Origin of the sequence: Olsenella absiana (assembly GCF_036408855.1) — a bacterium.
Taxonomy (GTDB): Bacteria; Actinomycetota; Coriobacteriia; order Coriobacteriales; family Atopobiaceae; genus Olsenella_K; species Olsenella_K absiana.
On the sequence record NZ_JAZGJQ010000002.1, the window covers coordinates 257582 to 282926 of the forward strand.

Here is a 25345-nt window from a genome sequence, read left to right on the forward strand (position 1 = left end):
GCGGCCACGTCCGTTACGTGAGTGGGCGCGCATCCGCTGCGCGCCCACCGAAAAGCAGTCCAAATATAGCGTTATGCCAGCGGGCTCGCCCTAGGAGTACACCTCGGGCTTGAGAATCCCCACATAGGGGAGGTTGCGGTAGCGCTCCGCGAAGTCCAGGCCGTAGCCCACCACGAAGGCGTCCGGCACGTGGCAGCCCACGTAGCGCGGCTCGACGGCGGGCTGCTTGCCCTCGATGTCCTTGACCGAGAAGGCCGCGACCTCGATGGAGTTGGGCTGGCGCGCCTGCAGCAGCTTGATGAGGTAGGAGAGCGTGAGGCCGGAGTCCAAGATGTCCTCGGCGATGATCACATCGCGCCCCTGGACCTTGGTGTCCAGGTCCTTCACGATGCGGACCACACCGGAGCTCTTGACGCCGTTGCCGTAGCTCGAGACGGCCATGAAGTCCACCTCGCAGGGGACCTTGATGGCGCGGAGAAGGTCCGCGGTGAAGATGAAGGCGCCGCGCAGCACCGTTACGACGAGCGGGTTCCTCCCAGCGTAGTCACGGCTGATCTCGTCGCCCATGCGGGTGACGATCCCCCTGATGTCCTCCTCCGAGAGCACGACGCTCTCAACGTCCGGATGTAGCTGTGTCGCAGTGCCCTTCGCAGTGTCAGCTGCCATGTACGGTTCCCTCCAAGTCCGCCCGACGGCCTCTCGCACCCGCGGGGCGGGACCACGCCCGCCTCGCTCCTAGGTGCCCATCATGGTACTACGCATCCCGGCCCGGCCGGCCCGTCTCCGCCCGGCGCGCGAGCCCGTCCTCGAGCGTGAGCTCGAGCAGGACCCTGGTCGCGGCGTCGCAGCGGGCGCGCTCGTCGGCGCGCACGCCCGCTACCCAGAGCACGGGGCCCGTCGGGTCTGCCCTGACCACGGGCACCAAGGGCTTGTCGGCCGCCGGCACCTTGGCGTCGCAGAGGAGGTCCGAGAGCTTCTTGCTCTGTCCGTGCATGCCGAGGGGGCACATCACGTCCCCGACCTCAGGGCCGTCCACCCAGAGGCGCCCGCCGAGGGAGGGGTCCACGCCGGCCTTGACGGCGTCGAGCACCACGCTCGCGCCCGCCCACTCGGCGCCGTGCGCGCGGGCGAGGGCGACGGGGTCGGCGCCGGCGGGCACGTGGCCGAGCCGGGCAGAGAGGGTCCGGCCGTCCGCGAGCGTGACGGCGCCGGGGACCTCGAGCCAGCCCGAGAAGGGCTCGCCCTCGCCGCCTCGGGCGCGCACGAAGAGCATCCCGTGCTCCACGCGCACGTCCACCCCCATCGGCACCGAGCACGAGCCGTAGCCGGCGGCCACGACCCTGAGCGCGGCCTCCACGTGGCGCGCCTCCAGCCGGGCCGCCGGGCAGACGGCGAGGACGGCCTGGCGGACCACCCTGCGCGCGATCGCCACCTCGGCGGCGGCGAGCTTGCGGGCGTCGAGCGCGAGGAGGACGTCGGTGCGCCTCACCGTGAGGTCGCGCAGGGTGCGCGCCGAGACGCTCGTGAGGTAGGAGTCCTCGTCGGAGAGGATGTCGCAGGTCGTGCTCAGAGAGCCGACCACGCGCGGGTTCCTTCGCTCGACCACGGGCATGACCTCGTGGCGCACGAAGGCGCGCAGGTAGCGGGTGTCGGCGTTGGTCTCGTCCTCGCGCCACACGATGCCGCGCATGCGCAGGAGGTCGCAGAGCTCGCGGTGCGTGCGGTTGAGGAGCGGGCGCACGATCCGGTTGCGGCGGCGAGGGATGCTCGAGAGGCCCGAGGGGCCCGCACCGCGGATCGCGTTCATGAAGAAGGTCTCGGCGCGGTCGTTGGCCGTGTGGGCCGTGAGGATGCGGGCGGCCGAGCGCGGCGTGCCGAACTCCTCGCTCAGCTGGTTGGCGAGCTCGGCGGCGGCGGAGTAGCGCGCCTCGCGGCCGGCGTTCTCCACGTTGCCGCCCGCCTGGCCCGCCGCGAGCGCAGCGACGTCCACGCTCCTGATGGTGCACGGTATGCCGAAGGAGGCAGCCAGCGAGCGCACGAACTCCTCGTCCTCCTCCGCGTCTATGCCGCGGAGCTGGTGGTTCACGTGCAGCACGTGGAGGCGCTCGCGGGCGATCCTCGCCTCGCCGCGCCCGTCGTCGATGTCGAGCTGCGAGGTCGCCGCGAGGACGAGCAGCGCCGTGGAGTCCGCCCCGCCCGAGACCATGAGCACCACCGGCGCGCGTCCCGCGTCGTCCGTGCGTGCGCCGGCGCGCTCGAAGCGCGCCGCGCTGTTTGCGTACCGCCTGCCTACGCTGGGCATCTGTCCCTCCTCACCCGGGCGGGCCGCGCCGGCTCCGCGCCGGCGCCCCCGGTCCGGTCCAACCACTCTACACCCCGCGCGCCCGCGCCGCCGCCATCCGCTAAGCTGGTCTGCCGGAGCGAAGGAGGAGAGAATGGTTCCCAAGATCCACCTCTATGTGCTGGCGTCCGGGTCCAAGGGCAACGCCGCCGTGGTCGAGGGCCCCGAGGGGTCGGTGCTCGTGGACTGCGGCATCTCGCGCAGGGCCCTCCACGAGCGCGCCCGCGCCTGCGGCTGCGACCTCGGCGACGTGCGCGCGATCCTCGTGACCCACGAGCACCAGGACCACACCGACGGCCTCACGGTCGTCTGCAACCACTACGACGGCCCGCTCTTCGCGACGGCCGGCACCACCCTGGGCAGGCGCTTCCTCTCGCAGGTGCCCTTCACCCTGATCGACCACGACGCGGAGCTCGCGCTGGCCGGGATGCGCGTGCGGTGCTTCCCCACCTCGCACGACGTGGGCGACCCCATCGGCTTCCGCTTCGAGGTCGAGGGCTCAGACGGCCCCGACGACGCCCTGGGCTGGATGACCGACACCGGCTACGTCACGGACGCCGCGCTCGACGCGCTCTTCGGCTGCAGGATCCTCGGCATCGAGGCCAACCACGACGAGACCATGCTCGCCGAGGGCCCCTATCCCGCCTTCCTCCGCAAGCGCGTGGGCGGCCCGGACGGCCACCTCTCCAACGACCAGTGCGCCGCGGCGCTCAAGGCCCTGGTCACGCGCGACACCGAGGTCGTCGTCGGCCTGCACCTCTCGGAGAAGAACAACCGCCCGAGCGTCGCCGTGCGCACCCTGGCCGAGGCCGTCGGCGCCGAGCCGGTGGACGGCGAGGCGGCGGAGGCGCGGACGCCCGACGGCCGCCTCAGCGTCTGCGTGGCGTCGCAGGACGAGCCGCTCGCGATCTACTAGCGGAGAAGGACCGGCGCCCCGGGCACAGACGGCGGGAGGGGCGCCGCCCGAAGGCCGCGCCCCTCCCGAATCCCGCTGCCCGTGGCAGCTCGTCCGAGCCGCCGCTACTCGATGGTGACCTTGGTGACGTTGGGCTTCTCGACGATCTTGGGTACCTGGATCTCGAGCACGCCATTGTCCAGCTTAGCGCTCAGGCCCTCGCTCGCCGCGTCCTTGAGGTAGACGCCGCGCGTGGCCTGCCACTCGCTGGTCTCCTTATGCAGGTAGTTCTTGCTCTTCTCCTCGTCGGACTCCTTCCTGTCCACCGAGATGGAGAGCCTGCCCTCGTTGAGCTCGACGTCAATCTGGTCGCGCGTGACGCCGGGGAGGTGGGCGGAGACGACGTACTTGTCGCCCGCGTCCTCGACGTCCATCTTGAAGGAGGCGTCACCATCGACGCTCACCAGCGGGGCGAAGAAGTCGTCGTCGAAGAAGCTGCCGAACGGCCAAGCCCTGCGGAGAGCCCTGTCGTAGCGATCATACGGAATCATGCTTGCCATAACGAATCACTCCTCATGGTCTTCTGGGTGCCTCGCTCTTGCCCGTGCACCCCGCGTGTCGACTTGGTATATGCCCCGCAGAGGCCGCTTTAAACCGACTTTCGAAGGTTTTCTCAGTTCATAGTTGGCACATAACCTAAGTCTTTTACGCTTAGGTTTGGAAGCTCCAAGCTCCCGGCAAGCTCTCTGGGCAACTCGTGGTGAACTGTGTCAATTGATGCCACCCCCTGTCCGCCCGAGTGCCATTCGGTATCATGGTCTAGCAATCGGGGCGTCGGTTTTCGGAGGCACCTGCATGGGTGAGAGCGGCAGCATACGCAGGAGTGTTTCGAGCAGGGAGGGCACGCCCTCGCCGAGCGCCGCCGCTGAGCCCACCACGGCCGAGCGGACCCCCCGGAAGGGCGCGGAGCGCAGCCAGGAGCGCGTGGCGACCCGTGAGCGCCGGCTCGACTCCACGGGCGTGGGCAAGCCCATCCCCCGCAGCGAGGCCAAGGGTCTCGAGCGCGAGAAGCCCCTGCTGAGGCCCACGAGGAGCACCGGCTCGCGCCGGAACGCCCCCTACATCAGGCAGCCCAAGCCGCGCAAGACGGCCGAGGCGATCGACGACCTCGGCGAGGACGAGTCCTACTCCGCAGGCTTCGCGCACGACTCCAACATCGCCGTCGGCGGCAGCCTGCCGCTCTCCGGCCAGCCCTACCGCCGCTCCCGCGCGGACATGGGCAAGCTTCAGCGCGACCTGCACTACGGCCAGTACCTGGAGATTCCCAAGGGTCGCCGGCAGATATTCGCGTCGCGCGAGCGCGAGCGCCAGATCCGCTCCCGCATCGCAGCCGTCGTCGTCATCGTCGTGCTGCTCCTCGCCACCCTGCTGATCCTGCGCCTGGGAGGCGCGCTCGGCTGATGGGCGACGCGCCTCGTGCTTGGCTACCGGCGAGAATCTGCTTATAGGTACCTCGCGCAAAACTCGGCGGCAGTCACGATTTCCACGCCATCGTACTTGCCTATCGTAAGCAAGTCTTTGTCGCCACTCACGATATGGATGGCATGGGCATCTATCGCACAGCAAAGGAACTTGTCGTCATCTGGGTCACGACAAATCTCGATGTGCGTATGAGGCCTGACGAAGGAGAGCGCCGCCTCGAACGGGACGAGTACGTCCCTTCGAAGGCATCCGTTCTTACGCGAAATCATCTCGTCGACGACCTCTTGATATTCCTCTACGATCTCAGGCGTGGCGAAGGCAGCTATTCTTCTGTCCGTGACCGCCTCGAGTATCTCGCGAGGCTTTCCGCCAAAGAATGTTCCAGAGATGACGACGTTGGTGTCGATGACGACTCTCATGCGTGCTTCCTCGCGCGCACCGTCGCAATGGCATCAGCCACGTCGGACTCTTGATAACCAACGGCCTTGGCCCAGGCCTGGGCTTCGTCAAGGTGCGACTTGAAGTCTTCCTCTCTTGGCATTTCGATTTTTTTGAGCATGATTACATCGCCCGAGGTATAGACGGCAAGGTGATCACCGCTCTTGATCGAGAGTCTCTTGCGCAGGTTCGCAGGAAGTACGACCTGTCCCTTGGACGAGACGGCGAGGATATCTGAGCTCATCACAGCCTCCAATGTAAGAATTTCTTACTCATAGTACACCCTCACCCCAGTAGTTCCAGCACTTTTCATCCTCTTGCACAGGCGAGTCGCCCGATGGCCGCGCTTGGCGATTCGGGCAGAAGTTCGAGACATGCCGAAGACATCGCCGAAGCGTCGGCACCTTAGTCCCAGGGATCGCGCTCGAAGAGCGGCTCGGGACGTGCGGGTCGGTCGGAGTAGGGGTCGTACCCGTCGTCGTCCTCGTTCTCCGCCCTAATGAAGCTCGCGTAGGGAGAAGGACGGCCCGCCCCCGCGCCCACGGCGTTGGCTCCAGCCCGGCTCACGCCCGTCTCGCTCGCAGCCCGTGGTCCTTCTCGCCTGTCGTCCTCTCGCATCCCGCTTCTCCTTCCGACGGCGCTACTTGGTCCCGCCGTCCGTCCCGGACCCGGCCGCACCCTCCTTGCCGGTCTTGGCGGCAGCCGCGACCTCCTCGGACGGCGCCTCGTATATCTCCGTCCAGGCGACGAGGTCGGCGACCTTGCCGCTCGTCTTGGAGACGTCCGCGGAGGAGTAGGTCGCCTTGGGCGCGCAGCCGACGATGGCCTGGGTGGTGCCGTTGGCGTCCTTGTAGACGAGGACCGTCCAGCCGTAGCCGGCCTCCTCGCCGTACTCGCAGTAGAACGACAGCGGGGAGGGCGTCGTGTTGGCGGGGAGGCTGATGGAGTGGGCGTCGCAGTGCCCCGTCGCCCCCTTGAGGCCGCAGAGGGCCTCCGTCTCCGACGCCGTCTGCGCGTTCGCGTCGCCCTGGGGCACCTTGGCGGTGGGCAGCGTCACGCGCACGCCCTCGACCTTCGCGCCCGTGGCGAGGTGGTCGGCCACGCTCGCCGGCTCCTGGCCGGCTGGCGCCCCCCAGGGGACGGGCTGGAGCGCGACCGTGCCACCGCCGTCCGCCGCGAAGCTCTCCTGCAGCCTGCCCGCGTCGTCGATGGCGCCCGTCCGGATGGCGTAGCCCGCCTTCTGCAGGTAGCTGAGGATGGCCGTGGGGGTCGCGTCGAAGTAGGCGCGCACGTCCCAGGGGTCGCTCGGCTGGGGGCTCACGACGGTCACGCCCACCACGCCGTCCAGGCCGGCGCGCTCGCCCGCCGCCGGGTCGGTGGACTGCACGTCGCCCACGGGCTGCGAGCCCGTCGCGACGTAGGTGACCTCGGCCGTGAGGCCCGCGTCCTTGAGCATGGAGAGGGCCTCCCGCTCCGTGCGACCGACGAGGCTCGGCACCTTGGGCGGCGTCGCCACCGTGAGGGTGACCTGGTCGGTCGAGAGGAAGAGGGCGCCCGCGGCGGGCTCGACCGCGAGCACCGTGCCCTCGGCCTCGCCGGAGCGCTCGTAGACGAGCTGCACGTTGCTGGCGCCGGCCTGCGCGAGGGCCGCCTGCGCCGCGTCCTTGTCCGTGCCCACGACGTCGGGAATCACGCGGTCCGCGCCCACGGTGACGGTGACCGTCGAGCCCTCGGGGACGCGCCTGCCCGGCCCCGGCTCGACGGAGAGGACGCGTCCCGCACCCTCGTCGGTGGGCTGGGTCCTGACCTGGACGACGAAGCCCTTCTGGAAGATCCTCTGCGTCGCTGCCTCCTGCGCAAGCCCCACGACCGCGGGCACGGTCTTGCCGCCCCAGTACTCGAGGTAGTAGCTCACGCCCGCCCCGATCGCGACCGCCGCGACGAGCGCGAGCACGAGGCCCACCAGGACGAGGTGGCGGTGGTGGGAGCTCGGCTCCTTGGGCCGGCGGTGGACGGCGTGCGCGCCGATGCGGTTCTCGCCCAGGCGCGCGACCCTGAACTCCGGCCCGTCGAAGGTCGTCGTGGTCGTGGAGTCGTCGCCGCCGTCGTAGTCGCTCGGGAGGGCGACGGGGACCTCCTCGGGACCCACCTCGGGGACCTCAGGGACCTGGGGGACCTCCGAGGCCTCGGGAGCCCTCGAGCCGGCCGGCGCGACCGTCTCCGCCGCTTCCCGGTCCTTCTCGTCGCCTGCGCCAGCGTCGCCCATCAGCACCTCCCGTCCGCATAGTTCCATCTATCTTGGCGCATGTCCCTGCGAATTGCACGTCTCTTGTGCTGAGCAGGACGTGGGGTCGCACCGCGAACGCAGCACCGGAGGCGTCGCGGTGGAGGGGGCGGCCGTGGGTGGCGCCCCAGCCGGGGCCCGTGCACAAGAAGGGCGGGGGCGGCGATTGCTCGCCGCCCCCGCCACCATGTCGCTCGGGAGCCCTGACCCGTGCCCGGCCGGGGTCGCGTCAGGCTCGTACGAGGCCCGCGCCGGAGCGCCTACTCGACGTCGTCCGGCTCGACCGGCTCGCCGTCGCCCGCGCCCTCGGAGGAGGGCTCGGACGAGGCTACCCTCGCGGCCGTGAGGCCGGAGCCGTCCTTGGCCGCGTCGACGAGCACCGTGTCGCCCTCGCCCACCTCGCCGCTGATGATGAGGTTGGCCACGTTGTCCACGACCTGGCGCTGGATCAGGCGCTTGAGCGGACGCGCGCCGTAGACCGGGTCGAGGCCGTCGATCGCGAGCGAGCCGACCGCCGCGTCGGTGAGCCTGAGCGTGATGCGCTCCTTCGCGAGGCGCTCGCGCACGTCCTTGAGCTGGATGTCCACGATCTTCTCGATGTCGTCCAGCCCGAGGGGATGGAAGACCACCACGTCGTCGATGCGGTTCAGGAACTCGGGCTTGAAGGTCTGGCGCAGGGCGTCGTTGACCTGGCGCTGGACCTCGTCCGGGTCGCTCTGGGCGTTGGCCTGGGCGATGAACTGCGAGCCTACGTTGCTGGTCATGATGATGATCGTGTTCTTGAAGCTCACGAGCCTGCCCTGGCCGTCGGTGAGGCGACCGTCGTCGAGGACCTGCAGCAGGATGTTGAAGACGTCGGGATGCGCCTTCTCCATCTCGTCGAGCAGGATCACGCTGTATGGGCGCCTGCGCACGGCCTCGGTCAGCTGGCCGCCCTCGTCGTAGCCCACGTATCCGGGGGGCGCGCCGATGAGCCGCTGGACGCTGAACTTCTCCATGTACTCGGACATGTCGATGCGGATCAGGGCGCGCTCGTCGTCGAACAGGCACTCGGCAAGCGCCTTGGCGAGCTCGGTCTTGCCCACGCCGGTGGGGCCGAGGAAGAAGAAGCTACCGATCGGGCGGTTGGGGTCGGAGAGGCCGGCGCGGCTGCGGCGCACCGCCGCGGCGACGGCGGACACTGCCTCGTTCTGGCCCACGACGCGCTTGTGGAGCTCGCCCTCGAGGTTCTTGAGCTTCTCCATCTCGCCCTGCATCATCTTGGACACAGGCACGCCGGTCCACGAGCTCACGACCTCGGCTATCTCCTCGCTCGTGACCTCCTCCTTGAGCAGGCCCCCCTCCTCCTTCTTGTCGGACAGCGCGCGCTCCGCGTCGTCGTACTGGCGCTGCAGCGTGGGGATGGTCGAGTAGCGCAGCTCCGACGCGCGTGCGAGGTCGCCCTCGCGCGTGACGCGCTCCATCTCCACCTTGGCGTCCTCGATCTGGCTCTTGAGGTCCTGGACCCGGTCGATGGCGCCCTTCTCGTTCTGCCACTTGGCTTTCATGCCGTCGAGCTTCTCGCGGGTGGTCGCGATCTCCTTGCGGAGCTTGGCCAGGCGCTCCTTGGAGGCCTCGTCGTCCTCCTTCATGAGGGCCTGCTCCTCGATCTGCTTCTGCGTGAGATCGCGGTCAACGGCGTCGATGTCGGCCGGCATGGAGTCGAGCTCCATGCGCAGGCGGCTCGCCGCCTCGTCCACGAGGTCGATGGCCTTGTCCGGCAGGAAGCGGTCGGAGATGTAGCGGTTGGAGAGGTCGGCGGCCGAGACGAGCGCGGCGTCGGTGATGCGGACGCGGTGGTGCTGCTCGTACTTGTCCTTGATGCCACGCAGGATGGAGATGGTCTCCTCCACGGAGGGCTCGCCGACCATGACCGGCTGGAACCTGCGCGCGAGCGCCTGGTCCTTCTCGATGTACTTGTGGTACTCGTTGAGCGTGGTCGCGCCGATCATGTGCAGCGTGCCGCGGGCGAGGGCCGGCTTCAGGATGTTGCCAGCGTCCATGGAGCCCTCGGTCGCGCCGGCACCCACGATGGTGTGCAGCTCGTCGATGAACAGGATGATCCTGCCGTCGGACTTCTCCACCTCCTTGAGCACGCTCTTGAGGCGGTCCTCGAACTCGCCGCGGTACTTGGCCCCTGCCACCAGCGCGCTCATGTCGAGCTCGACGAGCTCCTTGTCGCGGATGGTGGAGGGCACGTCGCCCGAGACGATGCGCTGGGCCAGGCCCTCGACGATGGCGGTCTTGCCGACGCCGGGCTCGCCGATGAGCACGGGGTTGTTCTTGGTGCGGCGGGAGAGCACCTGGATGGTGCGGCGGATCTCCTCCACGCGGCCGACGACCGGGTCGAGCTTGCCCTGGCGGGCGAGGTCAGTCACGTTGCGGCCGTACTGCTCGAGGGCCTCGAACTGGGGCTTTGCGTCCTGCGAGGTCACGCGCTCGTCGCCGCGCAGGTCGTTGTAGGCCTCCTCGACGCGCTTGGCCGTGACGCCGGCGGCGTTGAGCACCGAGCCGGCGGCGCTCTTGTCGGCGGCGAGGGCGCACAGCAGGTGCTCGCTCGTCACGTAGGAGTCGCCCATCTTGCCCGCAAGCTTCTCCGCGCTGTTGGCAAGGCGCACGAAGTCGTTGCTCATGCCCATCTGGCCGCTGTCGCCCGAGACCTTAGGCTGGCGCGCGATGGCGGAGTCGACCTGCTCCGAGATGGAGTTGGGGTCGGCGCCGACGCGCTCGATGATCGCGTTGATGTTGCGCTCGCCCGAGGTGAGCAACGCCTTGAGAAGGTGGATCGGCTCGACGGCGCCAGCCTCCGAGTCGCTGGCGACGCCGACTGCAGACTGCAGCGCCTCCTGGGCCGTCACTGCCCACTTGTTGATGTTCATATGCATCACTCCTCAGCGTCCGTCACGGGCGACGGATTGTCGTTTTACGTTGAGAAGTATTCCCACCTACAAGACTTCTTATACATAATCTAAGTCTATCTTTGTTAGATTTCTTGCATCTCACGAGATGAGCCTGGGCGAGAAGGACCCGCGGCCGCGAGGCCGAAGAGCGAGAAGGGCGCGGCGCCACCGGCCCTGCCGGCAGCGCCGCGCCCTCGCGGCTCCCCTCGCCCGTGCGTCCCCTGCTGGTGCCCGCGGTACCTCTCACCCGTGCCGCACGCGCGGCGGACGGCTGCTACTGGGAGTCGTCCCCGTCGAGCAGCCTGCGCAGGACCTTCTCGGGGCTCGCTCCGTCGTAGCGGGCGAGCGCCGTGATCCTCTCGCGCATCCGCATCTCATGGACCTCGTCCTCGAGCTCGCGGACGCGGTGGCGGAGCTCGTCTATCTCGTCCTCGCGCTGCATGGCGCGCTCGCGCATGTCCAGGATCCTGATGACGCCGGCGAGGTTGATGCCCTCGTCCGTCAGCTTGCTGATGAGGTTCAGCCGGTCGATGTCCGCCTGGGAGTAGAGGCGCGTGTTGCCGCGCGAGCGGCCGGGCGTGACGAGGCCCTTCTGCTCGTAGACGCGCAGCGTCTGCGGGTGCATGCCCGTCAGCTCGGCCGCCACGCTGATCATGTAGAGCGGCTTATCGCGGCCGTCGTTCCTCTTGCCGCCGTCTTGGCCGGGCTCTTCACTCATAGCGCTCCACGTCCTTTCGGTACTCGCGCTGGTCCTGCTCGGCGAGCGCCTTGAGTGCCGAGCGCTCCTTCTGGCTGAGCATCGTGGGGACCTGGACCTTCACGCGCACGTAGAGCGCGCCGGTGCGGCCCTTGTGCTTCACGTCCGGGGCGCCCATCTCGCGGAACCTGAACGTCTTTCCGTCCTGGGTCCCGGCGGGGATCTTGAGCAGGACCTTCTCGCCCTTGGGCGTGGGGACCTCGACCGTGGTGCCGAGCGCGGCCTCGAAGATGGAGACCGGCAGGTCCATGCGGACGTCCGCGCCGTCGCGCTTGAAGAGCGGGTGCTCGGCCACGCGCGTGACGATGACGAGGTCGCCGCGCTCACCGCCGTTGGAGCCGAACTCGCCCCTGCCGCGGTAGCGCAGCTTGCCGCCGTCCACGGCGCCGGCCGGCACCTTGACCTTGAGCGTCTGGCTCTCGCCCGTGGAGGGGATCTTGAAGGTCACCTTGCGCGTCGCGCCGGTGAAGGCCTCCTCCGCCGAGACGTCGATCGTGATGCTGAGGTCGCCGCCCTTCTGCGGCCTGGGCGCGCGGCCCGCGCCCCCGCCGAAGATCGACGAGAAGTCGAAGCCGCCGAACGCGCCGTCGCCGTTGCGGACGTTGTTGAAGATGTCGCTGAAGTCCACGTCGCCGTAGTTAGTGTAGGTGTAGCCGCGGTTCCTCCCGCCGGAGCCGCCGAAGTCGGCGCCGGGGATGCCGCCGAACATGAGGAGCTGGTCGTACTCCTTGCGCTTCTCCGGATCGGAGAGCGTGGTGTAGGCCTCGCTTATCTCCTTGAATTTCTGCTCGTCGCCACCGGCGTCCGGATGGTACTTGGTCGCAAGCTTCCGGAAGGCGCGACGGATGTCGTCCTGGGAGGCGTCGCGCTTGACGCCCAGGATGTCGTAGTAGTTGCTCTTCCCTGCCATGGTGACGCTCGCCCCCTTTCGTGAACTGCGCCCGGGCCGTGCGGCCCGGGCGCTCCCTTACTACTGTCTGCTCTCGCTCGCGTCCTCGGGTCCGGGATCCGCGCCCTGGGCGCCGCCCACCGCGCCGTCGGCGGGCGCGCCGTCGGCTCCGGCCGCAGGGTCGGGCGCCGGGCGCTTGGGCCCGCCGAAGGTGACCGTGACCATCGCCGAGCGGATCACCTTGCCGCCGAGCTTGTAGCCCTTCTGGTAGACCTGGTCGACCGTCTCGTCGTAGACGTCGGGGTTCTCGGAGCGCCCGACCGCCTGGTGCAGCATGGGGTCAAACGGCTCGCCGGCGGGATCGATTACCTCGACGCCCTCCTTCGCGAGCACGGCGACCATCTTGTCGTGCACCTGGTCGATGCCGGAGACGAAGCTCTGGAACTGCTCGTCGTCTCCCGCGGTCTTCTCCGCGTGGTCGATCGCGCGCTCCATGTCGTCGATGACGGGCAGGAGGCTCTTCACGATCTTCTCGGCCGCGCGGGCCTTCTCCTGGACCGCCTCCTCGTCGCGACGACGACGGAACGTCTGGAACTCGGCCAGCAGCTTGGTGCGACGCTCCTCGGCGTCCGCCGCAGCCTTCTTGGCCTGCTCCAGCTCCTCGGAGTCGGCGCTCTTGCGCGCCTCCTCGAGCTCGCGGCGCAGGTCGGCGAGGGAGGCGCGCAGCTTGGCGTTCTCGGCCTTGAAGTCCTCGTCCGCGGCCTCCTCGCCGCGTCGGATGGCCTCGTCCACCATGCGCTGCTCGGCCTCGGGGTCGCAGGCCTCGCCGGCCGGCTGGGCCGCGGCGCCCTGCTCGGGCGTCGGGTCGCCCGACGGCGCGCCCTCGGGCTTGTCGTTATCGTCTTCGATGGGTACCTTCACGTCGCCCTCCTGGGGGGTGGAGCCGGGGGCGGCGCCGGCCGCCCCCTTCGCGTTCTTGTCCTTGCCGAACATCTGGCTCACCCGCTACTTGTTGTCCTTGTCGTCGTCCACGACCTCGTAGTCGGCGTCGACCACGTCGTCGCCGCCGTTGGATGCGCCGGAGCCGGAGGGCTGGGAGGTCTCCGCCTGCGTGTTGCTGTAGACGACCTGCGCGAGCTTATGCGCGGCGTCCTGCAGCTTCTCGCTGGCAGCCTTGATCGCGTCGACGTCGGTGCCGTCGAGGGCCTTCTTGGTGGCGGCGACGGCGTCCTCGGTCTCCTTCTTCACGTCAGCGGGGACCTTGTCGCCGAGCTCCTTGAGGGTCTGCTCGGTGGAGTAGGCGAGGCTGTCGGCCTGGTTGCGGACCTCGATCTCGTCCTTGTGCTTCTTGTCCTCCTCGGCGTGGGACTCGGCGTCCTTCACCATGCGGTCGACCTCGTCGTCGGACAGCGCGGTGGAGCCGGAGATGGTGATCTGCTGCTGCTTGCCCGTGCCCTTGTCCTTGGCCGTGACCTTCACGATGCCGTTGGCGTCGATGTCGAAGGTGACCTCGATCTGCGGCACGCCACGAGGAGCGGCGGGGATGCCGGTCAGGTTGAACTTGCCGAGCGACTTGTTGTCGCGCGCCATCTCGCGCTCGCCCTGCAGGACGTTGATCTCGACGGACGTCTGGTTGTCGGCGGCCGTGGAGTAGACCTCGGTCTTGCTCGTCGGGATCGTGGTGTTGCGGTCGATCATCTTGGTCATCACGCCGCCCATGGTCTCGACGCCGAGGGACAGCGGCGTGACGTCGAGCAGCAGGATGCCCTCGACGTCACCGGTGAGGACGCCGCCCTGGACGGCGGCGCCGTCGGCGACGACCTCGTCCGGGTTCACGGACATGTTGGGCTGCTTGCCGGTCATCTGCTTCACGAGCTCCTGGACGGCGGGCATACGGCTGGAGCCGCCGACGAGGATGACCTCGTTGACCTGGTCAATCGAGAGGTTGGCGTCGTGAAGCGCCTTGGTGACGGGGGTCTTGCAGCGCTCGAGGAGGTCACGCGTGATGCGCTCGAACTCTGCGCGGGTGAGGGTGTAGTTGAGGTGCTTGGGGCCGGTGGCGTCGGCGGTGATGAAGGGCAGGTTGATGTCAGCCTGCTGTGCGCTGGAGAGCTCCTTCTTGGCGTTCTCCGCAGCCTCCTTCAGACGCTGCAGGGCCATGGGGTCCTTGCGCAGGTCGATGCCGTTCTCCTGCTGGAACTTGTCCGCCATCCAGTCGATGACCTTCTGGTCCCAGTCGTCGCCGCCGAGGTGGTTGTCGCCGTTGGTGGCCAGGACCTCGACCACGCCGTCGGCGAGGTCGAGCAGGGAGACGTCGAAGGTGCCGCCACCGAGGTCGAAGACGAGGACCTTCTGGTCCTGGTTCTTCTTGTCGAGGCCGTAGGCGAGGGCCGCGGCCGTGGGCTCGTTGACGATGCGCTTGACGTTGAGGCCGGCGATCTTGCCGGCATCCTTGGTGGCCTGGCGCTGAGCGTCGTTGAAGTAGGCGGGGACGGTGATGACCGCGTCGGTCACGGTCTCGCCGAGGTACTTCTCGGCGTCGGCCTTCATCTTGGAGAGGATCATCGCGCTGATCTGCTCGGGGGTGAAGTCCTCGCCGCCGATCTCTACGACGGCGCGGTTGCCGGTGCCGGCCTTGACCTTGTACGGGACGGTCTTGAGCTCGGAGCCGACCTCGTCGTAGCGACGGCCCATGAAGCGCTTGATCGAGAAGACGGTGTTCTGCGGGTTGGTGACGGCCTGGTTCTTGGCCGCCTTGCCGACGATGCGGTCACCGCCGTCGCGGAAGCCGACGACGGACGGCGTGGTGCGGTCGCCCTCGGCGTTCACGATAATGGTGGGCTCGCCGCCCTCGAGGACGGCCATCGCAGAGTTAGTGGTACCCAGGTCGATTCCGAGAATCTTTGCCATGGTGTAGCGATCCTTTCTACGTTGCGCGCGCCCCTTGCAGGGCGGAAAGCGGTCCCATGCCGCATGCGCTTCTTCTTACGGTTGCTATTGTTCCCCTGCGCTCTGATTCTATACATAATCTAAGTCTTAAAATGATAGATTTTTTGGTACGCACAGTTATAGGGTCTTCGGTGGGGGGCATGGACGGCGCAGGCGCGCGCGGAGCGCGGGAGGTACGGCGCAGGTGCGGCGGGCGCAACGCAGGTGCGTCGGGCGCAACGCAGGTGCGTCGGGCGCAGCGGGCGGCTCGGACGGCTCGAGGGGCGTCCGACTTCGCGGCCGTAACGCACCGGAGGCGCCCGGAAGCCGCCGGCGCAACTCCTCGAGCCGCCCCGTGCAAATCCGCGACTTATGGACGGGTCGGGGGCGAGTCAGCGATGGCCGCCAAGGGCCGACAGCCGCATCGGCGCAACTATCCAGACCGTTCTGTGCATTTCGGCGACTTAGGGACGGGTCCCGGCGCGCCGAGAGGGGGCCTGTCGCCTCACAGTCACCTTGAGCCGCCTGGGAATCCTGGGCAAACGTCCCCACGGGTGCGGGGCAGCCCCTTGGGGACGGCCCGGGCCGCCCCCAATCCATCCCTAACCCCCACAAATGCACAATCCCGTGGGAGAGTTGCATCGGCACGGCCTCGCGGCCTGTCGGCCGGCCCGCCGCGCACGTCGGCACGGCCTCGCCGTCGCAGCCATCCCCCCGCCGTCAGGGCGCTCCGCGATTCCGCGCCCGCGTTCGCGCATCGGCCGACATGTCATCCCCAGGTCGCATTACCATACTCGGAAGCAACACGCGGCCCGCGCGCGGCGGCCGCGGCCGCCAGCCCACGGCACGCCCGCGTCGCCCGACCTGCAGCCACGGGCGAGACAACAGGAGGAAACCCCCATGAAGCTACTCATCGCATCCGACATCCACGGCGCGGCGGACTGGTGTGCCCGGCTCATGCAGGAGCTCGACGCGGAGCAGCCCGACCGCCTGGTCCTTCTCGGCGACCTTCTCTACCACGGGCCTCGCAACGACCTGCCAGCCGACTACCGCCCCAAGGAGGTCGTCGCGATGCTCAACTCCGTGCGCGACAGCGTCATCGCGGTGCGCGGCAACTGCGAAGCCGAGGTCGACCAGATGGTGCTCGACTTCCCCTGCATGGCCGAGTACTCCGTCCTGTGGGACCCCGACGCGACCAACCCCGTCACCCGCGCGGCCGGGATCGAGCTGTTCCTGACGCACGGGCACGTGTGGGGCCCCGGCATCCACAACTCCGTCGACAAGATGCCCAGCCTGCCCGAAGGCGCCGCCATCGTCTACGGCCACACGCACAAGAAGGTGAGCCGCAGGAGCGACGCGCACCCCGGCGTCTGGTGCTTCAACCCCGGAAGCGTCGGGCTGCCCAAGGACGGCTCGCACAGCTTCGGCGTCTATGAGAACGGCGAGTTCCGCTTCCGCACCTGGGACGAGTAGCAGGACCGGAAGGCGGCCGGCAACCGGGCGCCTTCCGGCAACCGGGCGCCAGCCACGGGCGAGAAGGACCCGCCGTCCGGACGAGACACGCAAGAGGGGGCTGCCACCAGTCCGGTGACAGCCCCCTCGTCTGCTGCGCTGCGGCCGCGGCGCCCGGCCTCCGGCTACGCGCGGCTAGCGGCCGCGCGGCCACGGCGGAACGCCTCGAGGTTCGCCTCGACCGTCTTGGGCGGCACGCGACGGGAGATCGCATCCTCCCACTCCTCGACGCCGAAGGGCAGCGCCGTGGAGAGCGCACCCACGAGCACGACGTTCGCGGACTTGGGGCTACCCACGGAGCGGGCGATCTCGCCCGCGTCGAAGCGGATGGCACCGATCTCGTCGAGCTTCGCGCTCACGTCGCGCGGCATCCGCGCGCTGCCGATGTTGACCGGCACGGGCGTGATGGTCTCGTCGTTGACGAACAGCTTGCCGCCGCGCTTGAGGAACTGCTGGTTGCGCAGGGCCTCGATGGCCTCGAAGGCCACCACGACGTCGGCGCAGCCCGGGTCGCAGACCATGGTGTCGACGTGGTCGCCCATGCGAATGATGGTGGAGACCGAGCCGCCGCGCTGGGACATGCCGTGGATCTCGGACACCTTGACGTCGAGCCCTGCCTCGGAGGCGGTCATCGCCAGGATGTTGCCAGCCAGGATGGTGCCCTGCCCGCCGACGCCCACGAGCAGCACGGTCTTGACGCCGTCGAGCGTGACGCGCTCGCCCAGCCTGACGGTAGAGCTCTCCGCCGATGCGGTTGCGTGTGGCATATGCGCCCTCCTACTCGAATTCGATGCAGTCGAAGGGGCAGACCTGCACGCACTGCCCGCAGCCGATGCACTGGGTGGGGTCGATCACCGCGTAGCCCGTCTCGTCCTTGCCGAGCGCCGGGCACCCGATGTTGACGCAGGTGCCGCAGCGGCGGCAGTCGCGGATGACCGGCGCGGCCTTGCGCGAGCGCTCGACCAGGCGGCAGGGACTCCGGAAGATCACGACCGAGAGCTGGTCCTCGTGCGAGGTGGCCTGCTTGAGCGCGGAGCGCACCTGCTTGAGGTCCTGGGCGTCCGCCTCGATCACCTCGTCGACGCCGATGGCGCGACACAGGGCGACAAGGTCGAGGGGCTTGCCGGCGGGACGGTCGAGCACGCTGGGCTTCTCGGCCGCCTCGACGAGGGGCGAGATGCGCTTGCCCTGCTCGGAGAGGGTGACGCCGTTCACCGGGTTGCCCTGTGCGCCGGTCATGGCCGTCGTGCGGTTGTCGAGGATGACGAGGGTGCCCTTGCCGCCGTTGTACACGGTGCCGAGCAGGCTCGTGATGCCGGAGTGCGCGAAGGTGGAGTCGCCGATCACGCCCACGACCGGACGGCCCGTGCGCGCGGGGACGCCTGCGAGCTCCATGCCGTGCGACATGGAGAGGCTGGCGCCCATGTCGATTACCGAGTCGACGGCGCGGAAGGGCGCCACGGCACCGAGCGTGTAGCAGCCGATGTCGCCGGTGACGACGGCCTTGAGGCGTCTGAGCTCGCAGAAGACCAGGCGGTGGGGGCAGCCGGCGCAGAACGCGGGCGGGCGCGGCGGCAGGCCCTCCATCTTGGGGAGGTGCTCCGGGGCGGGCTCGCCGAAGCTCGCGCGGATGTCCGAGGGGAAGATCTCTCCGGAGCGCGGCAGCGGGGCCGCGGGCGGCTCGGAGAGGGCGACGCCGAGGGCGGCCACGTGGTCGCGGAAGTAGCGGCAGGCCTCCTCCACCACGTAGACCTTATCCACCTTGGACGCGAAGTCGGCCAGGGCGCGCGGGGGCAGCGGCCAGCTGAGGCCCAGCTTGAAGACGGAGGCGTCGGGCAGGGCCTCGCGGACGTGGTTGTAGAGTGCGCCTGCGACGATGACGCCGACCTTGGTGTCGCGCATCTCCACGCGGTTGAGGTCGCAGGTCTCCGCGTAGGCCACGAGGTCGTCCTCGCGGCGGTTGGTCACCTCGGTGCGGGCGACCGCGTAGGCCGGCATCATCACGTACTTGGAAGGCTGGCTCTCGTAGTCGAGAAGGTCCTGCTCACGACGGACGTTGGTGGCCTCCACCATGGTGCGGGTGTGCGCGATGCGCATGGTCTCGTGCAGGATGACCGGGGTGTCGAAGCTCTCGGAGATCTCGAACGCGCGCTGTGCGAACTCGTAGGCCTCCTGGGAGTCGCTCGGGTCGAGGCAGGGCACGCGCGCGAAGGCAGCGTAGTTGCGCGTGTCCTGCTCGTTCTGGCTCGAGTACATGCTCGGGTCGTCGGCGACGAGCAGGACCAGGCCCGCGTTGACGCCAGTGTTGGCGACCGACATGAACGGGTCGGCCGCGACGTTGAGTCCGACGTGCTTCATCGTGACGAGCGTGCGGGCGCCGCCCATGGCGGAGCCGATGCCCACCTCGAGCGCGACCTTCTCGTTGGGCGACCACTCGCAGTAGACGTCCTCGTGGTGGACGAGGTTCTCGAGCGTCTCCGTGGAGGGCGTGCCGGGGTAGCCCGTGGCGACCCTGGCGCCGGCCTCCCACGCACCCTGCGCGATGGCCTCGTTGCCAGACAGCAGTTGCTTGCTCACTTCTTCTCTCCTTCTCGCGGGCACCTGCACCCCCTCGGGCGACTACTTCGCAGGCGCCACGTTCTCCCTTGCGTCCCCCTGGCCGGCCGCGCCCGCGACGGACCCGGCGGCAGCGGCCTCAGTCGGAGCGCCCGCGGCCGCGTCGGCGCCTGACTCGAGCGCGACCAGGTGCTCTGCGCCGTACCTCCGCCTGAGCAGGGGCTTCTCGATCTTGCCCGTCGCGTTTCTCGGCACCTTGGCGAAGATCACCTTGCGCGGGCGCTTGTAGCGGGGCAGCTGGAGGCAGAACTGGTTGATGTCGTCCTCCGTGGTGTCCTCGCGGCCCTCCTTGAGCTCGATGACGGCGGCGGGGATCTCTCCCAGGCGCTCGTCGGGCAGGCCGATGACGGCCACGTCCTGGATCGCGTCATTGGTGGAGAGGAAGTCCTCGATCTGGACGGGGTAGAGGTTCTCGCCGCCCATCACGATGACGTCCTTCTTGCGGTCCACGAGCCAATAGAAGCCATCGGCGTCCTGGCGTGCCATGTCGCCCGTCCGCAGCCAGCCGTCCACCAGGGTCTTAGCCGTCTCCTCGGGGTCACCGTAGTAGCACTCCATGAGGCCGGGACCCTTGACGCACAGCTCGCCGACCTCGCCCTGGCTGACCTCGGCGCCGTTCTCGTCGATGATCTTGGCCTCCCAGCGCCAGCCCGGCTTGCCGATGGCGCCCACGTGGTCGACGTTGCCGATGCCCAGGTGCACGCAGCCGGGACCCGTCGACTCGGAGAGGCCGTAGTTGGTGTCGTACTGCTGGTTGGGGAAGTAGTGCAGCCAGCGCTCGATCAGGCTCTTGGGCACCGGCTGCGCGCCGATGTGCATGAGGCGCCACTGGTCCAGGTGGTAGTCCTTGAGGCGCAGCTCGCCGCGCTCGATCGCCGACAGGATGTCCTGCACCCACGGCACGAGCAGCCAGACGATGGTACAGCGCTCGCGGCTGACCGTCTCGAAGATGAACTGCGGGGAGACGCCACGCAGCAGCACCGCCCTGGAGCCAACGATGAGAGAGCCCATCCAATGGAACTTGGCGCCGGTGTGGTAGAGCGGAGGTATGCAGAGGAAGACGTCGTCGTGCGTCTGCCCGTGGTGCCTCTGCTCCATCTCCGCCGCCTGCGTGAGGCTGCGATGACGGTGCAGGATCGCCTTGGGGAAGCCCGTCGTGCCGGAGGAGTAGTAGATCGCCGCGTCGTCGTCGTTCGTGACGGGGACGAATGGGTCGGAGCTCGAGCAGAGGTTCGCCAGCTCCTGGTAGGGCTCCGCCCAGGTGGGACAGTCGTCGCCCACGTAGAAGAGCAGGCGGCCCGGCTGGATTGCGGGCACGATGTCCTCGAGGCGCCCGATGAACTCGGGACCGAAGACCAGCACGTCCACCTCGGCCTTGTCGAGGCAGTACTCGATCTCGTCTGAGGAGTAGCGGAAGTTGAGCGGTACCACGGTCGCGCCGGTCTTGAGCACGCCGAAGTAGATCGGCAGCCACTCGATGCAGTTGTAGAGCAGGATCGCGACCTTGTCGCCCTTGCGGATGCCGCGCGAGAGCAGCAGGTTGGCGAAGCGGTTGGCCTTCTCGTCGAACACCGCCCAGGTGATCTCGCGGCGGAAGGGCTCGTCGTCGGTGGTCTCCACCAGGTCATAGTCGCGCCACGTGATGTGGCGGTTCTCCTGCCTCTGCGGGTTGACCTCAACGAGGGCGATCTCTTCGGGGTACTTCCGGGCGTTGCGCCTGAGGAAGTCGATGACGGTGAGGTCGGTGTCGATGTCTGTGCTCAAGGCTCTTCCTCTCATGAAACGTCGCCGCGCGGCCAGGGACGGCGCGCGGCGCACGTTTCAGCATAAGGCATGAACGGAGGCCATTCGGTTAAATGTGTGACGTCCGACGCGGCGGGCTCGCCTAGAACTTGCCCTCGTCGTCCGCGTCCGCACGGAGCCGCTCGACCTCTGCGGGGATCTGCGCCAGGTCGTAGGGGGTCATCTGGTAGACCCAGTTCAGCCAGTTGCGATATAGCAGGTTGGCGTGGGCGCGCCAGGTGAAGATCGGCTGCTTCTCGGGGTTGTCGTCCGGGAAGTAGTTTTCCGGCACCGCGATGCTCAGCCCCTTGTGGAAGTCGCGCCAGAACTCGTCGGCCAGGGTGTCGCGACCGTACTCGAAGTGGCCGGTGACGTAGACCTCGTGGAAGGCGGGCGTGGCGATGATCGAGGGGCCGCTCGTGAAGCCCTCCGAGAGGACCTGCAGCTCGGGATGGAGCGCGAGCTCCGTCGTCTCCAGCGCGGCGTGGCGGGAGTGCGGCATGTTGTGCACCTCGTCGAAGCCGTTGGTCAGGAAGTTGTACTCGTCGCACAGCCTCTGGGGGAAGACGCCGAAGATCTTCTGAGGCAGCACCTTCTTGTGGATGCCGTGGTGGTGCCAGAGCCCCGCGAGCGCACCCCAGCACAGGTGCATGGTCGAGAAGACGTGCTCCTGCGACCAGTCCATGATCTCGCAGAGCTCGTCCCAGTAGTCGACCTCCTCGAACGGCAGCTGCTCCACCGGAGCGCCAGTGATGATCAGCCCGTCGTAGTTGCGGTCGCGGAAGGTGTCGAACGTCTCGTAGAACTTGACCAGGTGGTCGGTCGAGACGTGCGTGCTCTCGTGGCTGCTCACCCGCATGAAGTCGCAGTCCACCTGCAGCGGAGACTTGGAGATGAGGCGCAGAATCTGCGTCTCCGTCTCGACCTTGGTCGGCATCAGGTTGAGGATGGCCACGTGCAGCGGGCGGATCTGCTGGTTGGAGGCCACCTCCTCCTCGAGCGCGAAGATCCTCTCCTGGTGAAGGATCTGCTTGGCGGGCAGCCCGTCGGGGATGTTGATCGGCATGTTCTTCTCTCCTATCTCGCAGCTCTCTGTGCAAACGCCCCGTCGGCCCTCGTAGACGGGACGCTAGGGCATTCGCATGGGAACGATGTGCAAGGACGTGAGAAGCATGCGACAACCTCTGGGAAAGGCCAGCTCAAGGCCGGCTTTCTGTACAATGGCCTAAAAGGCGCAGCAAAGTACAGTATAGCCCGAACACCATGGGGAAACGGAGCAATATCCCCACGTAGCCCGGGCACGTGGGATACTGGAGAGCATGGATACTTCTAAGTTTGCCGAGCTCGGGCTAGACGAGCACATTCTCGAGGGCGTCGCCGCCCTCGGCTTCACCGACCCTACCCCCGTACAGGCGCAGGCGATCCCACTGGTCCTCGAGGGCCGCGACCTCGTGGCCTCCGCGCAGACGGGCACCGGCAAGACCGCGGCGTTCGCGCTGCCGGTGCTGCAGGTCATCGCACCGCTCTCGCGCAAGGCTCGCGAGCAGCTGGCGGAGAAGGACGGCGCGCCCGCCGGCGCGGACCAGGGCGGCTCGGGCGAGCCCGAGGCCGGGCCCGCCGGCCCCGCCGACCCCGAGGACCCCGAGGACGCGGACGGCACCACGCCCGGCCAGGTCCTCGCAGATGCCACCCCCGAGGACCCGCACCTCTCCATCCCCGTGGGCGAGGACGGCACGCCCGCGCCCGCCAAGCGCAAGCGTCGCCGCCACCACCGCTCTCACAAGAAGGCCGCCCCCGCCGCGGGCGGCACGGCCGGCACGCCAACCGTCGGCGAGTCCCCAGCCGGCGGTGAGGCCGCGGCCAAGGCGCCCAAGCCCGCCGCGGGCGAGAGGCACGACGCCGCGCCCGACGCCCCCAAGCGCAAGCGCTCCCGCCGCCGTCGCGGCTCCAAGAAGCCCACCGAGGCCGAGTCCCCCATCCCCACGGGCGGCAGGCCGGCCTTCGGCCCCTTCGCCCTTGTCGTCACCCCAACCCGCGAGCTGGCGCAGCAGATCGACGCGATGGTCTCCACCGTCTGCGAGCACACCGGCCAGCGCGCCGTCGTCGTGATGGGCGGCACCAAGTTCGAGCGGCAGATCAAGGAGCTCGAGCGCGGCTGCGACCTGCTCGTGGCCACCCCCGGCCGCCTCATCGACCTCATGGAGCACGACCACGTGGACCTCTCGCAGGTCAAGGTGCTCGTCCTCGACGAGGCCGACCGCATGCTCGACATGGGGTTCTGGCCGAGCGTCCGAAAGATCGTGGCCGCCCTGCCCAAGGAGCGCCAGACGCTGCTCTTCTCGGCCACCATCCCGCCCTCGATCAAGGGCACCGTCGACGCCATGCTCCACGACCCCGCCAAGGTGGAGATCGCCCGCATCGGCGAGACGGCCGACACCGTGGAGGAGCACCTCTGCCCCGTCACGCAGGGCCAGAAGATCCCTCTGCTAGAGGCCCTCGTCAGAAACTTCGACCCCGAGCGCGTGCTCGTCTTCTGCCGCACCAAGCACCGCGCCGACGACGTCACCAAGTACCTGCGCAAGAGCGGGTTCGGCGTCGACGTCATGCACGCGGACCGCACGCAGAAGGAGCGCGAGCGGGCGCTCTCCAAGTTCCGCGAGGGCAGCTGCCAGATCCTCGTCGCGACCGACGTCATGAGCCGCGGCATCGACGTCTCCGGCATCGACGCCGTCGTGAACTTCGACGTCCCCATGGACCCGGAGGACTACGTCCACCGCATCGGCCGCACCGGCCGCGCGGGCCACACGGGGCGCGCCTTCACCTTCGTCGCCCCCGACGAGATCAGCCAGCTCCGCGAGGTCGAGTACTTCACCAAGAAGCTCGTCCCCGTCTGGGACCTCGAGGGCTTCGACTACGACTCGGCGCGCATCGTCCCCAACCCCGACCGCTCGGCCAAGCGCCCGACCCGCGTGATGTTCAACGGCGCGCGCAGCCGCGGGCGCGGCATCAGCGGCGGCCGCTACGGCAGGCACTACTAGGCGACAAGGACCGCCGGCCGGGAAGCCACCACCAGCCGGGAAGCCACCACCGGCCCGACAAGCATCATCGAGGGAGCAGAGATGAAGCAGGTTCGCCCCTACCCGCGCCTGACCGTCACCAGGAAGGCGGCGCGCTCGCTGCGCCGCGGCCACCCCTGGGTCTTCGAGGGGGAGGTCCTCGCGCTCGAGGGTGCCCCCACTGACGGCCGCGTGGCCGCGAACGGCGACGTCGTCGACGTGTTCGAGGAGAACGGCACCTGGCAGGGGGCCGGCCTCCTCTCCGAGAACAGCAAGATTCGCGTCAGGATCGTGAGCCGCAACGCCAACGACCGCTTCGACGAGGCCTTCTGGCGCAGGCGCATCGCCTGGGCCTGGGAGCTGCGCAAGACCGCCATGGGCGGCCGCAACCTGCCCGGCACCGAGCCGGACACCAACTGCTGCCGCGTGATCTTCTCCGAGGCGGACGGCTTCCCGGGGCTTGTCGTCGACCGCTACGAGGACGTGCTGGTCGCGCAGGTGGGCACCTGGGGCATGGAGCGGCTGCGCCCCACCATCTACCCGCTGCTGCTCGACGTGCTGCGTGCCGACGGCCAGGAGGTCTCCGCCATCTACGAGCGCGCCGACTCCCCCGCCCGCAGGCATGAGGGCCTCGACCTGCACAAGGGCTGGTGGCAGGGCTCGCCGGCGGGCGCGGGCGAGAAGGACGCGGGCGCAGGCGCGGCCACGGGCGCAGGCCGCGACTCGAGCCGCGTCATCGTGCGCGAGAACGGCATCGCCTATGACCTTGACCTGGAGAACTCGCAGAAGACCGGCTTCTTCCTGGACCAGAAGTACAACCGCCGCGCCGTGCGAGAGCTGGCGCGCGGCAGGCGCGTGCTCGACTGCTTCTCGCACGTGGGTCCCTTCGGCCTCAACGCGGCGATGGGCGGTGCCGAGTTCGTGCGCTGCGTCGACGTGAGCCAGACGGCCTGCGACCTCGCGCGCGAGAACGCCCGCCTGAACGGCCTCGAGCTGGCGGAGGACGGCACGCTGCGCATGGGCTTCACCTGCGCTAACGTCCTCGAGTACCTTCCGCTCCTGCGGGCGGACAGGGGCCGCGCGCGCGAGGAGGGCGGCCCCTTCGACCTGATCGTGCTCGACCCGCCCGCCTTCACCAAGAGCCGCTCGACCGTCGACCACGCCCTCAAGGGCTACCGGGAGATAAACCAGGCCGCCATGCAGCTCCTGCCGCGCGGAGGCTACCTGGCGACCTGCAGCTGCAGCCATTTCATGACGACGGAGCTGCTCTCCCAGGCGATCGCCGAGGCGGCGCACAACGCCAACGTGCAGCTCAAGCAGATCGAGCAGCGCCAGCAGGCTCCCGACCACCCCATCCTCTGGGGCGTGCCCGAGACCCACTACCTGGATTTCTTCACCTTCCAGGTGGTGTAGGGGGCACGGCCGG

The 25345-nt window shown here is 68.7% G+C and carries 21 protein-coding genes; 5 read left to right on the plus strand and 16 right to left on the minus strand.

The window, feature by feature from the left end; all coding sequences use genetic code 11:
* Positions 1-90: 90 nt before the first annotated feature.
* Together hpt and tilS are read right to left on the minus strand one after the other, a co-directional pair.
* The gene (gene hpt, locus VXJ25_RS03050) at positions 91-666 is read right to left on the minus strand and encodes a hypoxanthine phosphoribosyltransferase (protein ID WP_330957746.1); all 576 of its coding nucleotides are present in this window, start codon (positions 664-666) and stop codon (positions 91-93) included.
* An 88-nt stretch (positions 667-754) separates the two neighbouring features.
* Positions 755-2302: a tRNA lysidine(34) synthetase TilS gene (gene tilS, locus VXJ25_RS03055; protein ID WP_330957747.1), complete on the minus strand. Its 1548-nt coding sequence runs from the start codon at positions 2300-2302 to the stop codon at positions 755-757.
* A 133-nt stretch (positions 2303-2435) separates the two neighbouring features.
* On the opposite strand from tilS, the gene VXJ25_RS03060 reads away from it, so the two are divergent.
* A complete protein-coding gene (locus VXJ25_RS03060; RefSeq protein WP_330957748.1) occupies positions 2436-3257 on the plus strand; it encodes an MBL fold metallo-hydrolase in 822 nt (273 codons plus the stop codon).
* A gap of 104 nt (positions 3258-3361) precedes the next feature.
* On the opposite strand, the gene VXJ25_RS03065 is transcribed toward VXJ25_RS03060, so the two are convergent.
* Positions 3362-3796 carry an Hsp20/alpha crystallin family protein gene (locus VXJ25_RS03065; protein WP_330957749.1) on the minus strand — a complete coding sequence of 145 codons (435 nt, stop codon included), beginning with the start codon at positions 3794-3796 and terminating at the stop codon, positions 3362-3364.
* Positions 3797-4091: 295 nt separating this feature from the next.
* On the opposite strand from VXJ25_RS03065, the gene VXJ25_RS03070 reads away from it, so the two are divergent.
* A complete protein-coding gene (locus VXJ25_RS03070) occupies positions 4092-4697 on the plus strand; it encodes a hypothetical protein (RefSeq protein ID WP_330957750.1) in 606 nt (201 codons plus the stop codon).
* A 41-nt stretch (positions 4698-4738) separates the two neighbouring features.
* Here the strand turns inward: VXJ25_RS03070 and VXJ25_RS03075 are convergent, their stop codons facing one another.
* From VXJ25_RS03075 to dnaK, 9 genes are all read right to left on the minus strand, one after another.
* A complete protein-coding gene (locus VXJ25_RS03075) occupies positions 4739-5137 on the minus strand; it encodes a putative toxin-antitoxin system toxin component, PIN family (protein ID WP_330957751.1) in 399 nt (132 codons plus the stop codon).
* On the minus strand, positions 5134-5400 hold the full coding sequence (locus tag VXJ25_RS03080; RefSeq protein WP_330957752.1) for an AbrB/MazE/SpoVT family DNA-binding domain-containing protein: 267 nt from the start codon (positions 5398-5400) through the stop codon (positions 5134-5136). The genes VXJ25_RS03075 and VXJ25_RS03080 overlap by 4 nt, the downstream gene beginning before the upstream one ends.
* A gap of 161 nt (positions 5401-5561) precedes the next feature.
* A complete protein-coding gene (locus VXJ25_RS03085) occupies positions 5562-5774 on the minus strand; it encodes a hypothetical protein (RefSeq protein WP_330957753.1) in 213 nt (70 codons plus the stop codon).
* Positions 5775-5796: 22 nt separating this feature from the next.
* Positions 5797-7449: a PASTA domain-containing protein gene (locus VXJ25_RS03090; RefSeq protein ID WP_330957754.1), complete on the minus strand. Its 1653-nt coding sequence runs from the start codon at positions 7447-7449 to the stop codon at positions 5797-5799.
* Between the two features lie 251 nt (positions 7450-7700).
* Positions 7701-10358 (minus strand): ATP-dependent chaperone ClpB, encoded by a 2658-nt coding sequence (clpB, locus tag VXJ25_RS03095; RefSeq protein WP_330957755.1) that lies wholly within the window; start codon positions 10356-10358, stop codon positions 7701-7703.
* Positions 10359-10653: 295 nt separating this feature from the next.
* On the minus strand, positions 10654-11097 hold the full coding sequence (locus tag VXJ25_RS03100; protein WP_330957756.1) for a heat shock protein transcriptional repressor HspR: 444 nt from the start codon (positions 11095-11097) through the stop codon (positions 10654-10656).
* Positions 11090-12046: a DnaJ C-terminal domain-containing protein gene (locus VXJ25_RS03105; RefSeq protein WP_330957757.1), complete on the minus strand. Its 957-nt coding sequence runs from the start codon at positions 12044-12046 to the stop codon at positions 11090-11092. Before VXJ25_RS03105 ends, VXJ25_RS03100 begins: the two co-directional genes overlap by 8 nt.
* A gap of 60 nt (positions 12047-12106) precedes the next feature.
* Positions 12107-13018 carry a nucleotide exchange factor GrpE gene (grpE, locus tag VXJ25_RS03110; RefSeq protein WP_330957814.1) on the minus strand — a complete coding sequence of 304 codons (912 nt, stop codon included), beginning with the start codon at positions 13016-13018 and terminating at the stop codon, positions 12107-12109.
* Between the two features lie 12 nt (positions 13019-13030).
* Entirely contained in the window at positions 13031-14935 is a 1905-nt protein-coding gene (gene dnaK, locus VXJ25_RS03115) for a molecular chaperone DnaK (protein WP_330957758.1), read from the minus strand.
* A 918-nt stretch (positions 14936-15853) separates the two neighbouring features.
* Here dnaK and yfcE point away from each other — a divergent pair.
* Complete coding sequence (yfcE, locus tag VXJ25_RS03120) at positions 15854-16426, plus strand: phosphodiesterase (RefSeq protein ID WP_330957759.1); 573 nt, start codon at positions 15854-15856, stop codon at positions 16424-16426.
* Positions 16427-16590: 164 nt separating this feature from the next.
* Here the strand turns inward: yfcE and VXJ25_RS03125 are convergent, their stop codons facing one another.
* From VXJ25_RS03125 to VXJ25_RS03140, 4 genes are all read right to left on the minus strand, one after another.
* Positions 16591-17232, minus strand: a complete 642-nt coding sequence (locus VXJ25_RS03125) for an indolepyruvate oxidoreductase subunit beta (RefSeq protein ID WP_330957760.1) — start codon at positions 17230-17232, stop codon at positions 16591-16593.
* Positions 17233-17242: 10 nt separating this feature from the next.
* On the minus strand, positions 17243-19042 hold the full coding sequence (locus VXJ25_RS03130; protein WP_330957761.1) for a thiamine pyrophosphate-dependent enzyme: 1800 nt from the start codon (positions 19040-19042) through the stop codon (positions 17243-17245).
* A 42-nt stretch (positions 19043-19084) separates the two neighbouring features.
* Entirely contained in the window at positions 19085-20845 is a 1761-nt protein-coding gene (locus VXJ25_RS03135) for a class I adenylate-forming enzyme family protein (RefSeq protein ID WP_330957762.1), read from the minus strand.
* Between the two features lie 121 nt (positions 20846-20966).
* On the minus strand, positions 20967-21929 hold the full coding sequence (locus tag VXJ25_RS03140; RefSeq protein ID WP_330957763.1) for a homoserine O-succinyltransferase: 963 nt from the start codon (positions 21927-21929) through the stop codon (positions 20967-20969).
* A gap of 253 nt (positions 21930-22182) precedes the next feature.
* Here VXJ25_RS03140 and VXJ25_RS03145 point away from each other — a divergent pair, with 253 nt between their 5' ends.
* Together VXJ25_RS03145 and VXJ25_RS03150 are read left to right on the plus strand one after the other, a co-directional pair.
* Positions 22183-23901, plus strand: a complete 1719-nt coding sequence (locus tag VXJ25_RS03145; RefSeq protein ID WP_330957764.1) for a DEAD/DEAH box helicase — start codon at positions 22183-22185, stop codon at positions 23899-23901.
* An 81-nt stretch (positions 23902-23982) separates the two neighbouring features.
* Positions 23983-25332 carry a class I SAM-dependent rRNA methyltransferase gene (locus tag VXJ25_RS03150; protein ID WP_330957765.1) on the plus strand — a complete coding sequence of 450 codons (1350 nt, stop codon included), beginning with the start codon at positions 23983-23985 and terminating at the stop codon, positions 25330-25332.
* The last annotated feature ends 13 nt before the right edge of the window (positions 25333-25345 follow it).

Excerpts from the sequence above, each read along its gene's own strand:
- hpt (WP_330957746.1), bottom strand. The coding sequence starts at position 666 with ATGGCAGCTGACACTGCGAAGGGCACTGCGACACAGCTACATCCGGAC.
- tilS (WP_330957747.1), bottom strand. The coding sequence starts at position 2,302 with ATGCCCAGCGTAGGCAGGCGGTACGCAAACAGCGCGGCGCGCTTCGAG.
- VXJ25_RS03060 (WP_330957748.1), top strand. The coding sequence starts at position 2,436 with ATGGTTCCCAAGATCCACCTCTATGTGCTGGCGTCCGGGTCCAAGGGC.
- VXJ25_RS03065 (WP_330957749.1), bottom strand. The coding sequence starts at position 3,796 with ATGGCAAGCATGATTCCGTATGATCGCTACGACAGGGCTCTCCGCAGG.
- VXJ25_RS03070 (WP_330957750.1), top strand. The coding sequence starts at position 4,092 with ATGGGTGAGAGCGGCAGCATACGCAGGAGTGTTTCGAGCAGGGAGGGC.
- VXJ25_RS03075 (WP_330957751.1), bottom strand. The coding sequence starts at position 5,137 with ATGAGAGTCGTCATCGACACCAACGTCGTCATCTCTGGAACATTCTTT.
- VXJ25_RS03080 (WP_330957752.1), bottom strand. The coding sequence starts at position 5,400 with ATGAGCTCAGATATCCTCGCCGTCTCGTCCAAGGGACAGGTCGTACTT.
- VXJ25_RS03085 (WP_330957753.1), bottom strand. The coding sequence starts at position 5,774 with ATGCGAGAGGACGACAGGCGAGAAGGACCACGGGCTGCGAGCGAGACG.
- VXJ25_RS03090 (WP_330957754.1), bottom strand. The coding sequence starts at position 7,449 with ATGGAACTATGCGGACGGGAGGTGCTGATGGGCGACGCTGGCGCAGGC.
- clpB (WP_330957755.1), bottom strand. The coding sequence starts at position 10,358 with ATGAACATCAACAAGTGGGCAGTGACGGCCCAGGAGGCGCTGCAGTCT.
- VXJ25_RS03100 (WP_330957756.1), bottom strand. The coding sequence starts at position 11,097 with ATGAGTGAAGAGCCCGGCCAAGACGGCGGCAAGAGGAACGACGGCCGC.
- VXJ25_RS03105 (WP_330957757.1), bottom strand. The coding sequence starts at position 12,046 with ATGGCAGGGAAGAGCAACTACTACGACATCCTGGGCGTCAAGCGCGAC.
- grpE (WP_330957814.1), bottom strand. The coding sequence starts at position 13,018 with ATGTTCGGCAAGGACAAGAACGCGAAGGGGGCGGCCGGCGCCGCCCCC.
- dnaK (WP_330957758.1), bottom strand. The coding sequence starts at position 14,935 with ATGGCAAAGATTCTCGGAATCGACCTGGGTACCACTAACTCTGCGATG.
- yfcE (WP_330957759.1), top strand. The coding sequence starts at position 15,854 with ATGAAGCTACTCATCGCATCCGACATCCACGGCGCGGCGGACTGGTGT.
- VXJ25_RS03125 (WP_330957760.1), bottom strand. The coding sequence starts at position 17,232 with ATGCCACACGCAACCGCATCGGCGGAGAGCTCTACCGTCAGGCTGGGC.
- VXJ25_RS03140 (WP_330957763.1), bottom strand. The coding sequence starts at position 21,929 with ATGCCGATCAACATCCCCGACGGGCTGCCCGCCAAGCAGATCCTTCAC.
- VXJ25_RS03145 (WP_330957764.1), top strand. The coding sequence starts at position 22,183 with ATGGATACTTCTAAGTTTGCCGAGCTCGGGCTAGACGAGCACATTCTC.
- VXJ25_RS03150 (WP_330957765.1), top strand. The coding sequence starts at position 23,983 with ATGAAGCAGGTTCGCCCCTACCCGCGCCTGACCGTCACCAGGAAGGCG.